Source organism: Thermorhabdus hydrogeniformans, assembly GCF_049310025.1.
Classification (GTDB): Bacteria; Bacillota; Thermosediminibacteria; order Thermosediminibacterales; family Tepidanaerobacteraceae; genus JBJYKD01.
The window spans coordinates 1-15,166 of the sequence record NZ_JBJYKD010000012.1 but is presented as its reverse complement, the minus strand read 5'-3'; the positions used below and the strand labels follow the sequence as shown (position 1 = coordinate 15,166).

General features: G+C 52.4%; 14 protein-coding genes. 11 read left to right on the top strand and 3 right to left on the bottom strand.

Going from position 1 to position 15,166, the window contains the following annotated elements; genetic code table 11:
- Positions 1 to 78: 78 nt before the first annotated feature.
- On the bottom strand, positions 79 to 1,443 hold the full coding sequence (locus ACKX14_RS07810) for a PFL family protein (protein WP_422446354.1): 1,365 nt from the start codon (positions 1,441 to 1,443) through the stop codon (positions 79 to 81).
- Between the two features lie 96 nt (positions 1,444 to 1,539).
- Positions 1,540 to 1,872 (bottom strand): ACT domain-containing protein, encoded by a 333-nt coding sequence (locus tag ACKX14_RS07805; RefSeq protein WP_422446446.1) that lies wholly within the window; start codon positions 1,870 to 1,872, stop codon positions 1,540 to 1,542.
- A gap of 428 nt (positions 1,873 to 2,300) precedes the next feature.
- Here ACKX14_RS07805 and ACKX14_RS07800 point away from each other — a divergent pair, with 428 nt between their 5' ends.
- The 6 genes from ACKX14_RS07800 (at position 2,301) to ACKX14_RS07775 (ending at position 9,108) form a co-directional block, all read left to right on the top strand.
- Positions 2,301 to 2,522: a CLC_0170 family protein gene (locus ACKX14_RS07800; protein WP_422446352.1), complete on the top strand. Its 222-nt coding sequence runs from the start codon at positions 2,301 to 2,303 to the stop codon at positions 2,520 to 2,522.
- An 87-nt stretch (positions 2,523 to 2,609) separates the two neighbouring features.
- Positions 2,610 to 4,217: a spore germination protein gene (locus ACKX14_RS07795; RefSeq protein ID WP_422446350.1), complete on the top strand. Its 1,608-nt coding sequence runs from the start codon at positions 2,610 to 2,612 to the stop codon at positions 4,215 to 4,217.
- Complete coding sequence (locus ACKX14_RS07790) at positions 4,204 to 5,301, top strand: GerAB/ArcD/ProY family transporter (RefSeq protein WP_422446348.1); 1,098 nt, start codon at positions 4,204 to 4,206, stop codon at positions 5,299 to 5,301. The genes ACKX14_RS07795 and ACKX14_RS07790 overlap by 14 nt, the downstream gene beginning before the upstream one ends.
- The gene (locus ACKX14_RS07785) at positions 5,298 to 6,464 is read left to right on the top strand and encodes a Ger(x)C family spore germination protein (RefSeq protein ID WP_422446346.1); all 1,167 of its coding nucleotides are present in this window, start codon (positions 5,298 to 5,300) and stop codon (positions 6,462 to 6,464) included. The genes ACKX14_RS07790 and ACKX14_RS07785 overlap by 4 nt, the downstream gene beginning before the upstream one ends.
- A 111-nt stretch (positions 6,465 to 6,575) precedes the next feature.
- A complete protein-coding gene (spoIIR, locus tag ACKX14_RS07780) occupies positions 6,576 to 7,301 on the top strand; it encodes a stage II sporulation protein R (protein ID WP_422446344.1) in 726 nt (241 codons plus the stop codon).
- A 304-nt stretch (positions 7,302 to 7,605) separates the two neighbouring features.
- Entirely contained in the window at positions 7,606 to 9,108 is a 1,503-nt protein-coding gene (locus ACKX14_RS07775) for an aminotransferase class I/II-fold pyridoxal phosphate-dependent enzyme (RefSeq protein WP_422446342.1), read from the top strand.
- Positions 9,109 to 9,311: 203 nt separating this feature from the next.
- Here ACKX14_RS07775 and ACKX14_RS07770 read toward each other — a convergent pair whose 3' ends face one another.
- Positions 9,312 to 9,524: a DUF1858 domain-containing protein gene (locus ACKX14_RS07770; protein WP_422446340.1), complete on the bottom strand. Its 213-nt coding sequence runs from the start codon at positions 9,522 to 9,524 to the stop codon at positions 9,312 to 9,314.
- 242 nt (positions 9,525 to 9,766) lie between these two features.
- Between ACKX14_RS07770 and ACKX14_RS07765 the strand changes: the two genes are divergently transcribed.
- From ACKX14_RS07765 to ACKX14_RS07745, 5 genes are all read left to right on the top strand, one after another.
- Positions 9,767 to 9,967, top strand: a complete 201-nt coding sequence (locus ACKX14_RS07765; RefSeq protein WP_422446338.1) for a small, acid-soluble spore protein, alpha/beta type — start codon at positions 9,767 to 9,769, stop codon at positions 9,965 to 9,967.
- 161 nt (positions 9,968 to 10,128) lie between these two features.
- Entirely contained in the window at positions 10,129 to 11,373 is a 1,245-nt protein-coding gene (locus ACKX14_RS07760; RefSeq protein ID WP_422446336.1) for an outer membrane protein assembly factor BamB family protein, read from the top strand.
- 97 nt (positions 11,374 to 11,470) lie between these two features.
- Positions 11,471 to 12,286: a glutamate racemase gene (gene murI / locus ACKX14_RS07755; protein ID WP_422446334.1), complete on the top strand. Its 816-nt coding sequence runs from the start codon at positions 11,471 to 11,473 to the stop codon at positions 12,284 to 12,286.
- 392 nt (positions 12,287 to 12,678) lie between these two features.
- Positions 12,679 to 13,914, top strand: a complete 1,236-nt coding sequence (locus ACKX14_RS07750; RefSeq protein ID WP_422446332.1) for a dicarboxylate/amino acid:cation symporter — start codon at positions 12,679 to 12,681, stop codon at positions 13,912 to 13,914.
- A gap of 160 nt (positions 13,915 to 14,074) precedes the next feature.
- A complete protein-coding gene (locus tag ACKX14_RS07745; RefSeq protein WP_422446330.1) occupies positions 14,075 to 15,070 on the top strand; it encodes an asparaginase in 996 nt (331 codons plus the stop codon).
- Positions 15,071 to 15,166 lie beyond the last annotated feature (96 nt).

The following is a 15,166-nucleotide window of genomic DNA, read 5'->3' as shown; positions in this document are numbered from 1 at the left end:
GGATCAGCCGGAAATTTACCGGAAAGCCGCAATTTTATCGACAGGACAAGGACCTCACTCCGCACTGGAGTGAGGTCCTCAGTTTGTCAGGCTTTGAATCGGGGGCGGGATCTGGCCGCCCCTCTTTACAAATGTCGAACAATCGAAGCCCTTTACCGGCATCACCGGCGCTCTCCCCAAAAGGCCGCCGAATTCCACGAAATCGCCGGCCTTCTTGCCCGGAGCCGGTATTATCCTGACCGCGGTGGTCTTTTTGTTTATTACCCCCAGTGCCATCTCGTCGGCGATAATGGCGGATATGGTCTCGGCGGGGGTATCCCCCGGGATGGCAATCATGTCAAGACCGACGGAACACACACAGGTCATTGCCTCAAGCTTTTCCAGGGAAAGGGCGCCTTCGGAGGCCGCTCTTATCATGCCGGCGTCTTCGCTTACGGGAATAAAGGCGCCGGAAAGCCCGCCCACATACGAAGTGGCCATGGCTCCGCCCTTTTTTACTGCGTCATTCAAAAGGGCCAGCGCGGCGGTGGTGCCGGGGGCCCCGCAGCGCTCAAGGCCCATGGCTTCGAGTATGTTTGCAATGCTGTCGCCCACCGCCGGGGTCGGGGCAAGAGAGAGGTCAATAATTCCAAAAGGCACCCCCAGCCGCCTGGCGGCCTCCCTACCTATAAGCTCGCCGGCCCGGGTGATCTTAAAAGCCGTGCGCTTTACGGCTTCGGCCACTTCCCCGAAATCCGCTTCTTTGGGCAGACGCCTTACCGCAGTATTTACCACTCCGGGGCCGCTGATGCCCACGTTCACGGTGGTTTCCGGTTCGCCGGGCCCGTGAAAGGCACCTGCCATGAAAGGGTTGTCCTCAGGTGCATTGGCGAATACCACCAGTTTGGCGCAGCCGATACCGTCCCGATCGGCGGTGAGATTTGCGGTTTCTTTGATGATACGGCCCATGGCCCTCACGGCGTCCATGTTTATGCCAGCCCTGCTGGTGGCAGCGTTTACCGAAGAACACACCCTTTCGGTGACGGCGAGGGCTTCGGGGATGGAATTCAGGAGATTTATGTCCCCCCGGGTAAATCCCTTCTGCACCAGGGCGGAAAAACCTCCGATAAAATCAATGCCCAGCTCCCGGCCGGCCTCATCCATGGCCCGGGCGATGGGGACGTAGTCGCTTTCCCTGCAGCTTTCCGCCACCAGTGCAATGGGCGTCACGGAGATTCTCTTGTTTATAATGGGGATGCCGAATTCGCCTTCCAGTTCCCGGGCCACCGGTACCAGTTCTTTTCCAACCGAAATCAACTTTTCATAGACACGCTCCGCCACTTCAGCAGAGCTTTCGGCGGCGCAATCCCTGAGGCTTACGCCCAGAGTTATGGTCCTTATATCCAGGTTTTCCGCCTGGACCATGCGTATGGTCTCAATAATCTCATCTCGAGTGAAATTCAATTATGATCCTCCTCGATAAGAAAGAGTTTGCCTGTTAAGGCAGCATCAAACATGGAACAACAACTCGAACGTAAGGATTAGGGTGTTGTCCCTGCCTCATATCCTGTGCATGAAATGAAAGACTTCTTCCCTCTGGGCGTCGACCCTTACGGCCAGCTCTTCACCGCGCCTTGAGAGCATGGCCTTCAGCTCTTCAAAACTGACCACGCACTTGGCTATGTCCACCACCATTATCATGGTAAACAACCCCTCGATGGCGGCCTGGGTTATGTCCAGGATATTCACATTGTTATCGGCCAGCACGTCGGAAATGCCCGCGATAATGCCAACCCTGTCCTCGCCAACCACCGAAATGACCGCCCTGGGGCCGGGTTTGCCGTTCAATAAGGACGGCTCCGCCAGTTTTTCGTCGCCGACGTAGATCTCCATGCCTTTTTTTGCGGCGTAGATTCTGGCCTCTCTTGTCACAAGGGTATCTGGGGGGAACCGTAAAACCTTTTCCTCCTCGCGGTTTTTTATGGTGTCAAGCGTCACCAGTATCTCCATAAACTGCCGGTATGCCGGGTTTTGTCAGCATGTCAGAAACCCCATTCGAAGGGCCGAAATTGTAAACCCTTACCGGATTTCACCTGCCTTTTCATTAAAATCCTTAATTTGATGCACGAAATCAGTAAATGCGGCATGTGACTGCCGGAGGCACCATAAAGTGATGCCATTGCCGCTCTTACTTTATTTAAGTATAAAACAAAAACAACGCATAATTCAAGCTGGATTTTCCCCCTTTTAAAACACTCATAAAAACCGGTGATGCGGTAAAAAATAAGATGAGATAAAAAAAGAAATGGCGGGAATATCAAATGTCGGAAACGCTGAATATAATTATACATTACATAAAGGACACCGCCACATACACGACTCTGGCGGTTTTTATAGCCAGCGGCCTCTGCCTCCTTGCGATAGACGGTGCGGACCTTGAGACCAAAAATTTAAAAAAACAGCTGGCCGCCGTGCGGGTTCTGGGGATTTTATACATATTCGGGTCCATCGCCGCCTATATCCTGTTAAAATACCTGTTATAGATTTTTTGGGCCGCCCGTATTAGTTTAGAATGTTAACGCTTGTTCCCGCCTCGCACATTCATCAGACCCCTTAATGGAGGTGTTTTAATGAGCGGCATCTTTTCAAAGCTTTATTCCGGGCGCAAAAAGGATATTTACTACGAGAGGGATATGTCGCCTGATAAGAGCAAAAAACTTAACAAAAATATTAAAGAAAACCTGGATACCGTGCACGACTACCTTTATGATTGTGACGATGTTATTACCAGGGAATTTTACATGGGGGCGGCGCAAAAGCACGAGATGGCCCTGATGTATATAGACGGCCTTGCGGACAAGAACCTGGTGCAGGAAGAAATATTAAAATCTCTCATGCTGTTCACCCGTCAGGCGCCCATGGAGTACACCCTCGGCCAGAATTTTTTTAATATGGTTAAAGAAGGCCTCCTCACGGTGGCCGATGTGAGGGAGACAGACAATTTCGGAGAGGTCATCCTGGCCATACTATCGGGCGATACGGTACTTTTCCTCGACAAATTCGAGAAGGCCCTGATAATCAGCACACGGGGCTGGGAAAAAAGGGGGGTGGAGGAGCCTTCCACCGAAGCGGTAATACGGGGGCCCAGGGACGGTTTCACCGAAACTTACAGGGTGAATATTGCCCTTGTACGGCGCCGGATAAAAGATACCAATCTAAAAGTCAAGACTGTGAAGCTCGGGAGGCATACCCGCACCGATGTGGGCATCATGTTCATAAAAGGGATCGCAAAGCCTTCCATTGTAGACGAAGTATTAAAAAGACTGGAGACCATCGATGTAAGCGGAGTTCTGGAAAGCGGCTACATTGAGCAGATGATAGAAGACAACTGGCTTTCACCGTTCCCCCAGTTCAGACGCACCGAGAGGCCCGACGTGGTAGCCGCCGGATTGATGGAGGGGAATGTGGCCATCATCTGCGACAATACCCCCTTTGCCCTGCTGGTACCGGCCACTTTTTTCAGCCTTTTCCAGTCACCGGAAGATTTTTATGAGCGGTGGTATATCGCCTCCATGATAAGGCTCCTGCGGTTCGGGGCGGCTTTTTTTGCTTACACCTTTCCCGGCCTTTACGTAGCCATGACCGCCTATCACCCGGGTATGCTGCCTACGGACCTTGCCCTTTCTATCGCGGCCACCCGCGAGGGAGTGCCGTTTTCGGCTGTAGTGGAGGCGCTTATAATGGTCTTTTCGCTGGAGGTTCTGCGGGAGGCGGGGGTAAGGCTTCCCGGTCCCATCGGTCAGACCATCGGTATCGTCGGCGGCCTTGTGGTGGGGGAGGCGGCGGTAAGAGCCGGAATAGTAAGCCCCATTATGGTCATAGTGGTGGCTGTAAACGCCATATCGTCGTTTGCTATCCCCAACTACAGCGTAGCCATAGGTTTCAGACTGCTGACTTTCGTTTTCATCTTCCTTGCCGCCGTTGCGGGCCTGTACGGCATAATGGTGGGTATCCTGGCGCTTATGATTCACCTTGTTACATTAAAGAGCTTCGGGGCCCATTACCTGTCGCCTTATGTATCCTTCAGATGGTCGGAGGGCAAAGATTTTATAGTAAGGGGCCCCATGCCGTCGATGGAAGTCAGGCCCGGCTACACCCGGCCGGAAGATTTAAACAGGATGAACGACAGGCGTAAAGACAATCAGGAAACGGCGGGTGATGAAAATGCTGACAAATAACGACAAAATCACGGTTCCTCAAACTGTGGCGCTTATAATAACCACCATAGTCGGAACAGAAATATTGAGTTTGCCCGCCAGTGTGGCGCAGGATGCGGGGCCCGACGGATGGATACTGGTGCTGCTGGGGGGCTTTTTTACCTTTCTGGGCAGTCTGGCGATGGGAGCCGTTGTGAAAAAATTCCCCCGGGACACCTTTATAGAAATCTCTCAGAAAGTCCTGGGAAAAGTTCCGGCTTACCCCCTGGGCGTCCTTGTCGCCCTTTATTTCACGGTGGCTTCCGCCCTCATTACAAGAATTTTTGCAGAAGTAATGAACGCATTTATGCTTATAAGAACGCCCAGAGAGTTCATCATATTTACCCAGATGGTTTTGACGGTATACCTTATACGCCACGGCGTTGAACCCATAGCAAGAATTGCGGAGGTGTTGTTCCCCATCCTGATATTTCCCATATTTGCCATGTACCTCATAGCTATCCCCGGGGCGGATTTTACCGAGCTGTTGCCCTTTCTGAATACGCCGTTTAAAGCCATGGCGGTGGGCACCGTACACACCATTACCAGCTTTCTGGGATTTGAAATACTGCTGGTGGTAGGACCGTATATGAGAAGTCCCGGCAGGGTATACTGGGTGCTGACCGTCAGCATCCTAACCATAACCTTAATTTACGTTTTTATCGTGGCGGTGGTGTTTGCCACCATGGGAGTCGATGATACGAAGATGATGCTGTGGCCGGCCATGTCTATTATAAGGACCATCAGGGCGCCGGGCGGGATTTTTGAACGTCTTGACGCCCTGGCCATGGCGCTCTGGACCATTGCGGTATTTACCACGCTAAACGGACTTTACTTTGCCGGCAGCCTGGCTCTGGCCCACCTGACAAGATCTCCAGAGTTCAAGCCGTATGTGACCGCCATGTTCCCCTGGGTTTATGTTCTTGCCAATATGCCGGAGAATGTACTCGACACCATGAAGTGGACCCAGGTTATGGGGATGGTGGGTGTCGCGGTGGGAGTGGGTCTTCCGGCGCTTGTCCTTCTGGTGAGCGCATTGAGGCGGAAGGAAGGTAAAACAGCATGAAAAAGGCGAAAGTGTTCACAGCGGTTTTTGCGGCCGTTCTGATTTTAAGCGGCTGCTGGGATATGAGGGACATAGATAAAAGGCTTTTCGTGGGCGCCGTGGGAGTGGACAGGGGCGACCGGCCGGGCAGGTATACCATTACGTTCAGCATGCCGGTGGTGAGGCTGATCGTCGGCGGCGAAGGAGGAGGCGGCGGAGGGGGCGGAGGCGGTGGAGGAGGAGGAGGTGGTGGCGGCGGCCAGCCCAAACCGGTGATGATAGAGAGCACGGTGGCCGAATCCATCACCGACGCCGCCAGAAACATGGCATTAAGATTGAGCCGCGACCTGTTCTTCGAGCACATGAGGGTTATCATCATAGGAGAAGATGTGGCAAGAGAGGGGCTGGAGCCCGTGATAAACCCCCTGATGCGACAGACGGAGTTTAACCGGCGGGCCCGGATAGCCATAGCGAAGGGCACGGCCAAAAAGGTGCTGGAAATAAATCCCTGGGTGGAGAAGCTAAAAGCCGAATACATTGAGCTTTTATACAACAATGCCGGCCTCTCGGGCAAATTTGTGCCCGGGGATGTGGGCAAATTTTTGCAGCAAATTCACGGGAGCGGCAACGCCCTGGTGAGCAGAATTATTCCAAATAAGCAGGCGGTAAATATCGGGGGTGCCGCCGTGATAAAAAAATACCGGCTTGCGGGTTGGCTTTCGGAAGATGAAATCCAGGGGGTTAATTTTTTCCTGGGGGAAATAAGGGGCGGCGACATCGTGGTGAAGGCCCCCGAGGGGAGGGGGAATGTGACTTTTACCATATTAAGGGCTCAGCGGCGATTCAGCAGGCTTGTTTTTGACGGTGACGTGCCCCAATTCATGTTAAATGTGGTTGTTGAGGGCAATATAGCGGAAACCCCCGAAATGATAAGTTTGAGTCCAGAAAACATAAAAACCATACAGGGTCTGGTATCCGGCAGGATAGAGTCGCAGATCAGCAAGGGGGTCGAGAAACTTCAAAAAGAATACAGGGTGGATCTTTTAAAAATAGGCGATTACCTTTATGAATATCATCCGCGGCTGTGGGAGCGGTATAAGGAGGATTGGGAAGATATTTTCCCCCGTGTCGGAATTTCGGTCAGTGTGACCACCAGGGTGAGGAATATCGGGGTCACAAAATAAAAATTTTTTTCGCCGATTAAACGGGATGGTTTTGGGAATAATGTTAAATAGAAATGCAAGCGCTATACCCGCAGAGGTATAGATTGAATCGTTTAAAGGGGAGAGATAAAAATGAGAAGGAAACTGAACGTACTCAAAAAAACGGCTGTTATTACCGCAGGGATAATAATTTTATCTTTGCTGGCGGCGGTGGTGAGCGGCGGCGGCCTTGCCGGCGGCCCCGTCCGGGATTCTTACGGCAATGCCGGGGGCGTAACCGCCGGGGAGATTTCTTCAAAGCTCATTCGCCTCCACGTCATTGCCAACAGCGACTCCCCCGAGGACCAGGCTTTGAAACTGCGGGTGAGAGACCGCATTATAGAGGCGTTGAACAGGCAATTACAGGGGATAGACGACATCGAGGAATCCCGGGAATTTATTAAAACCCATCTGGGGTTTATCGAAGATATCGCCAGAAAAGAGATTGAAAAAAGCGGCAAGGACTACACTGTTAAAGCCGTTTTCGGTAAATTCCCTTTTCCTGTCAAGTCTTACGGGTATATAACCCTGCCGGCGGGGGAATACGAAGCCCTGCGGGTCATACTGGGCAAAGGCCGGGGGGCCAACTGGTGGTGCGTGCTTTTCCCGCCTCTCTGTTTTGTAGACATAACTCACGGCGTGGCAAGAGACGAAGTCAGGTTGCAATTGAGCAGGGTCCTTACCCCCGAGGAATTGGCGGCCATAGAGACGGCCTCAGCGCCGGAGAAAGTCCCCGTAGAAGTCAGGTTCAAGGTTGTGGAGTGGTTGCAGGCCGCCAGGAGCAAAATCGGCAGGACCATTAAACTGGCGTTTAAATAACGGAAAATCCGGAGGGCAATGAGCCGCCGGGTTTTCTGTTTTTATTTATAACTATACCCGATTTATCTTTAATTCGATTTCTCTTTATTATTATCCCCGATTATCTTCATTATCCCCGATTATCTTCTCTAATCCGCTTCTAATGCACATGGTTTCTGTTTCTCAATTCCGTTCCCGCTGTTTGCTCTTTTTTGCTACTCGACCTCACAAAAAATTAACATTTATTTTTTATTTTTTTTATTGAATTTTGCTGTGAATTGTGCTTTAATTGATTTGTTTAAAACTGAAGGGAGTGTGACTCGGGATGAAAATTGAAGAGCAGCAAGAAACCCCACTCTTCGACGCCCTCAAAAAGTACGTGGAAGACGGGACCATATCCTTCCATGTGCCGGGCCATAAGGGCGGGAGAGGGATACCGGAATTTCGCGATTTTGTGGGGAGCAATATCCTGGCTATTGATGTCACCGCGGGAATACTGGAAATGGATACCATCTGCAACCCCCTGGGGGTTATAAAGAAGGCCGAGGAACTGGCGGCCCGGGCTTTCGGTGCGGATCATGCACACTTTCTGGTCAACGGCACAACATCCGGCATACAGGCCATGATCCTGGCTGTCGCAGGCCCCGGTGATGAGATTATCCTTCCGAGAAACGCCCACCGTTCGGCCATAGGCGGGCTGATCCTCAGCGGTGTCAGGCCGGTTTATATAAAACCCGTTATCAACGAATACATGGGCATAGCCATGGGCATTACGCCGGAGAGTGTGCGGCGGGCCCTGGTGGAACATCCCAACGCCAAAGCGGTGTTTGTTATAAATCCCACGTACTACGGGGCGGCATCGGACCTGAAGCAAATCGTCGATATAGCACACTCCTTCGGGAAACCGGTGATAGTGGACGAAGCCCACGGGGCCCACTTCGGATTTCACCCCGACCTGCCGCTATCGGCCATGGAGGCGGGTGCCGATATGAGCGCCGTAAGCGTCCACAAGCTCATCGGTTCCATGACCCAGAGCTCGGTGCTTCTGGTAAAAAGCAACCTGGTCGATGACAAAAGGGTTAAAGCTGCCATGAACCTGACCCAGACCACCAGCCCGTCCTATCCGCTGATGGCCTCCCTGGATGTGGCAAGGAAGCAGATGGCCCTTCGCGGCAGGCAGATGCTGGACAGGACCATCGAACTCTGCGAGAGGGCGCGAAGGGAATTAAACCGGATAGACGGCGTATACGTAATGGGCCACGACGTGGAAGGCACGGAGGGCTGCTTTGCCTACGACCCCACCAAACTGGCCATAAACGTGAGAGAAATGGGCCTTTCGGGCTTTGAAATGGAGAAAATATTGAAATACGGTTACCGCATAGCGGTGGAACTGTCCGATCTGTACAACGTACTGGCGGTGGGGGCCATCGGGGACAGCGAAGAGAGTATAAACGCGCTGGTGGAAGCCGTCAAAGATATAGCCAGAAGTTACAGCCGTAAGAATGTTATAAAGATAACCGGCGACCTTCCCGAGTCCCAGGAACTGGTGGTTCCCCCTCGCTTCGCCTTCTACTGCGAAAAGCGTGACGTGCCGCTGGAGGAGGCGGAAGGCGAGATAAGCGCCGAAATGCTGATGGCGTACCCGCCGGGCATACCCATCATCTGCCCCGGGGAGCGTATAACGCGGGATGTGATAGAATACGCCAAGGCATTAAAAGTCGAGGGGTGTCACCTGCAGGGCACCGAGGACCCGGAGGCCAATGTGATAAAGGTACTGGCCGACCGGGACGCCCTGGAGTACTACCAGAGGGCCTGGCAGGCAGGATAAGCGTCGAAAACTGCAGGGGAGAGAAAAGAAAATTGAAAAAAATCCGGCTGATGCCGGATTTTTTGTATTATGGGGCTTTTTATCCAGGGGCTTTTGGCCTGAGCCTCCCTTCGCCGGAAGGGCCCTTTTTTCCGGAGGTCCTTTTTTTCTGAAGGAGCTTTTTATCTGAGGATTTCCGGCGGTGCCGGAGGGTTTTGAAATTTTCACGATTTATCCACCCTTGGGATTTCCAGCTGCTTCAGTTCTTTTACGAGCTTTTCCGGGTCTATTTTATGAAAAGCCGCGCATTCTTCCAGGGTGTTGTCTATCATCCCATCGCAGGCAAGGCACTTTATCCCGAACCGGGCGAGAATTTCGTAAGCCTCCGGGTAAAATTCAACGATGTCTTTCATGAGGGTGTTACGGGTTATGACCACTTTGCCGACCTCCTTTTTGCAAAATTAAAACCGGCTGATTATATTATTTGTAAAATGTTTGGTATAATTCATTACCTTGATATAATCATATTGTAAAGCCGCGATGGCGGCGGGCTGCAGCTTCAAAATTGGCGCCGGCCATTCCATGAATTTTTAAACTTAAAATGAAAATTTTTGATAACATAATAAAACGCCACAAACGCATATTAATAATGTGCGTAAAAAATAAAGGAGGTATGCGCATGTCTCGCCGTAACCGCGGTGTCATGTCCGAGAGCCTCAAGTATGAGCTGGCCAGGGAACTTGGAGTGGCTGACACGGTGGCGAAAGAGGGATGGGGCGGCGTATCTTCCAGAAACTGCGGTAATCTGGTAAGGCTTGCCATTGAGAGAGCCGAGAAGGCCCTTATGGAAGCCAATAACAGTGGCGGATTGAACAAATAGCCGGTCCCTGAAAGCAGAACTCCTGAAGTACGCACAAAACCAGGGCGCCTGAGGCCCCTGGTTTTAAAATTTTTACTCTGCTTTAATGTTGTGCTTACGGGCACCAAACACCGGGGTTGCTGAATAATATATTTATATCCGGTTTTTCAGGTGGTGATTCCATGAAACTGCCCTATGTGCCTTTCGGCAGTAGGGAATTAAGAAAACAAAAACCCCTCCTCAAGGGCACGGACGTGCGGTGCCTGCAGCAGGCCCTCAAACGGCTGGGCTTTCACGATTCCAGGGTAGACGGCGTATTCGGCGATGATACCGCCCGCTCCGTGAGTATGTTTCAAAAGGCTTTCGGCAGGAAGCCGACTGGCGTTGCAGACGCCGGCGTGATGGGCATTTTGGAAGATGTCATCCGGGCCGGCATTGGGCGATGGCTTACATTACAGCGGGATTTCGCCCATACCGGATTTTCACCGGTTCCTATCCCTTACGGCCTGGAGATTTCGGCGGTCAAAAAAATTCCGGGCGTCACGGCGTTGGGTTCCGGAGACGGTATACTGCTGGCCGCCGCCGCGACGGGGCTGTACGCTCTGGATTTAAAAAGCGGGAATCCAGTGTGGCATAACCGGGATCTCTTGCCCCGGGCCGCAGTATCCATTCACGAGACGGACGTTTGGGTTCCCGCAAAAGACCTGGTCATAGTCGACCTTTACACCGGCAGGGTAAAAAGAAGAATAGATACGGGAGAGTTTACCTGTCCCGTAGCCGCAAAAGACGGCAGGATATACGCGCCCGACGGCGGTTCCGTTTGCGCTTTCGATGAAAAGGGCGGTGTGCTATGGCGCTTTAAAACCGGGGGTGCGCTCTGTTCGACGCCGGCACTGGGCTATGATCTTGTTTATTTTACTTCTTACGACCATTATATCTACAGCCTTGACGAACAGGGGGTGCCCTGCTGGAAAACCAAAACCCCGGACATTATTAAATACCCGGTATCCATATGGGGCAGCATGGTGTTCGCCGTATCGCTGGACATGTGGTTTTACGCCCTGAATCCCCTGAGCGGAGAAATAATATGGAAAAAGAAGTTCTCCGACGAGGAATTCATGATGCCGGTTTTTCACCGGGACTTTATGCTGGCCGTGGACGCCAGAGGTAAGGTGTTTGCCATAAGTCCGCAGAGGGCGGAAATAAAATGGGTGAAGGAGCTCAAAACGACCCCCACCACCCATCCCGTGACATGCCCCAAAACCGCTTTTTTCGGCAATGAAAACGGCCTTGTGGCCCTGGACCTTTCCACCGGGGAATTCAAATTTTATCTGGATGGCAAAAAAGTAACGGCTCTGGCCATATCCCGTTTCAACCTGTACGCCGCCACGGAAAACGAACTGGTAATATTTTCTCCAGTCATATAGGCTGTATTTTTAATCCAAAAAGTGCTATAATCAAGACCCGTAATATTATAATTAATTATATTTATAAAATAGTGACGTAAAAACCGAGGTGTGGCATATGGAAACAAACGATAAACCCATCGGAGTTTTCGATTCGGGCATCGGAGGGCTTACCGTGGCCAGGGAAATCATGGAACAACTGCCGCTGGAGAGTATAGTGTATTTTGGCGATACGGCCAGGGTCCCCTATGGATCCAAATCCCGCGAGACCGTAACCCAGTTTGCCTTCGAGGGGATAAATTTTTTGTTGAGTCAGGATGTCAAGATGATAGTGGTGGCGTGCAATACGGTGAGCGCCACATGCCTGGATATGCTGCAAAAGTTTGCTCCCGTGCCGGTGGTGGGCGTTATTGAACCGGGCGCGAGAGCCGCCGTAGAGACCACCGGGACCGGCGTGGTGGGAGTCATAGGCACGGAGCGCACCATAAAAAGCCGGGCGTACGAAAAGGCCATTCACAATCTCAACAGGGAGATAACGGTTTACACCAGGGCGTGTCCCCTTTTTGTGCCGCTGGTGGAAGAAGGATGGCTCGATAATGAAGCCACCCTTTACACCGCACGGGTGTATCTTGACCCCCTGAAAAAAAAGGGTATCGACACCCTCGTGCTGGCCTGCACCCATTACCCGCTGCTCAAACCCGCCCTGAGGCGGGTGATGGGGGAAAACGTCCAGCTGGTGGATTCGGCCTGCGAGACGGCCAGGGAAGTAAGCCGTATTTTGGCCGAAATGAAAATGGAGAGGCGCCGCCGCCAACCTCCGGCTTACAGGTACTTTGTCAGCGATAACCCGGAAAAATTCATCGAGGTGGGGGAGAGGTTTTTAAAGCGCACCATAGACCCTATAAGCGTCATAGACCCTCAGGTGGGCTGCTAGCCGCTTTTAATTTACTTAAACAAAATCATTCCACCGGCGGAACCGACCAAGTTCCGCCGTTCTGGCGCCGTTTTCCCGTGAAAAAATGGGAAATACGGTGCCTGGGCATTTTATCGCATGAAAGATAGCGGTATATTTGAAAAATTACCAAAATTTCCCGTCCTGAAATTTTGAAATATCAAAAATAATCATATATAATATAATCGTATATACATAAAATTATTATAATTATAAAAATAAGGCAGATCAGAGAAATAGAGAAATAGAGAAAAAGGGAGGAGGGCAGGCGAAAACGATTATAAATTCCGCTGGCACCGGATTATGAGGATTCATTTTATTTTTTACGGTGCGGGGCTTAACGGCTTAAAAACTTCAAAAAAAGGGGGATCATTATGAGCTTTAGGGAGTGGTATGGAAAAGTAAGTCTCGCCAACAAGATTTTAATCGCCATGGTCCTGGGCGCCATCATAGGTTATATTGTGGGGCCGGGCATTACCGTCCTTGACCCCATCGGCACCATATTCCTCCGGCTCTTGAAGATGGTCATCCTGCCGCTGGTCTTCTTCTCCATAGCGGCCGGTACTTCCAGCGTAGTGGACCTTTCAAGGCTTAAGAGGATAGGCGGTTTGTTTCTTATCTACTGGATTTTTTCATCCCTGGCGGCGGCGTCGGTGGGCGTTATATGGGCGCTCATCATAAGACCGGGCGTCGGGGTGAAGCTGGCCGAAAAAGCCGTGGAGCAGACCGGAGATGTGAACATGCTGCAGACGTTTATCAACTGGATACCCGACAACGTGGCGGCGGCGTTCACCAACTTCAACATGATACAGGTCATCGTCTTCGCCGTGGCCTGCGGGCTGACGGCGGCGGTCCTGGGTGAAACGGACTCCGGCAAATTCCTGCGCAGCCTGTTCAGGGCCGGAGACGAGATGATGATGAAAATGGTGGGATATATCATGGAATTTGCCCCCTACGGCGTATTTGCGCTCATGGCCAACATTACCGGTACCGTGGGCTCCATGGTCCTCGGCGCCCTGGCCAAAATGCTCGTCACCCAGTACGCGGCATATGCCACTATTCTGCTCATCGTCTATCCCATAATCCTCTCGGTTTTTGCCAGGGTCAACCCCGTTCAGCACTTCAGGAACATCTTTCCGGCCATGCTGGTGGCCTTTTCCACCTGCTCCTCCAGCGCCACCCTGCCGGTTACCATGGAGTCCACCAAAAAGAGGGCCGGCGTGCCGGAAGATACCGTCAACCTGATAGCTCCACCGGCGGCCACCATCAACATGCATGCCTGCGCAGCGGAGATGCCCATATATGCCCTGTTTGCGGCGCAGATTTTCGGCGTGGACTTCTCACCGGCGACCTTTGTATATATCATCATCCTGGGCGTCATAATGGCGGCGGGTGTGGCCGGCGTTCCCGGCGGGGCCATCATGATGGCGGCGGTGCTCATGAACATCATGGGACTGCCGCTCACCATAGTGCCGTGGATCGCGGGCATATACAGGCTGATAGACATGCCCAACACAATGCTCAACGTCACCGGCGACACCGTGGGCATGGTTACCGTGGCGAGCATGATGGGCGAGCTGGACAGGGAGACCTTTGCAAAGGCCAAATGACATATAGATAAAAGATGGGGCATTAAACCCGGTTATAAGTTAAAGGCTGCAAACCTAAAGGCTGCAAACCCCGAACGCAGGTACAGGCCTTCCATTTTGATCAGCGCCGGTGGCGCGGCCGGGGTTTGCGGCATAATTTTTTTGGTTCGGGAGGTTGAACATGAAAAAGAAGATTGCGTTTCTCGCCACCGGAGGCACCATCGCCTCGGCGCAGGGGCCGGAAGGCCTCCGGCCGGCCTTTACCGAAAGAGAGATGATTGAACTGGTGCCCGGGCTTTCGGATATAGCCGACATCGAGGGCGGCCTTATCATGAATATCGACAGTTCAAACATGCAGCCTGAAGACTGGCGGGTCATAGCCCGCCGCACATTGGATGCGCTGAAGGCCTGTGACGGGGTTGTCATCTCACACGGCACCGACACCATGGCGTACACTTCGGCGGCCCTTACATATATGCTGGCCTATTTGAAAAAGCCGGTGGTCATCACCGGAGCCCAGAGGCCCATCGGCCAAAAAATAAGCGACGCCGCGGGAAATTTGCTGGACGGTTTCAAAGTGGCCGCGTCGGGGGTGCCCGGGGTTTTCCTGGTTTTCAACGGGGATATCATCCTGGGCGACAGGGCTACCAAGTTGAAGACAAAGAGCTTCGACGCCTTTTGCAGCGTTAACGCCCCCCCGGCGGGAAATGTGGACGAGCGTGGGGTTGAATGGAACGACGCGGCCCTTGAGCGGGAAAGGAGGAGAATAGTGAGGGTATGGGGGCTTGAAGGCGACACGGGTGATGCCGGGCCGGCCGTATTGTGCGACCGCCTGGACCCGAGGGTCCTCCTTGTGAAACTTTATCCGGGCATAGAGCCCGAAGTGCTGCTCCTGGCAAAAGAGAAGGGGTATCACTCGGTCCTCATAGAGAGTTTCGGTTCTGGAGGGATGCCGTTCAGGGAGCCCCGGAACCTTCTGCCGGCCATAGAGGAGTTGATAGCTTCGGGGATTACCGTGGCCGTCACAACCCAGGTGCCATTTGAAGGAGTGGACCTGTCCCTCTACGAAGTGGGCAGGAGGGCCCTTAAGGCAGGCGCCGTGCCCGCGGGCGACCTGACCCGAGAGGCGGCTCTCGTGAGGCTTATGATGAAAATACCGCTTTACCACGGTGAGTGACATTTTCTACTTAAGAAATTTTGATTCTAGTGTAGAAACCCTACTTTTTTACTTCTTTTCCCGAACCTTGAAAATTTCATAAGGAATGTTTTGGAA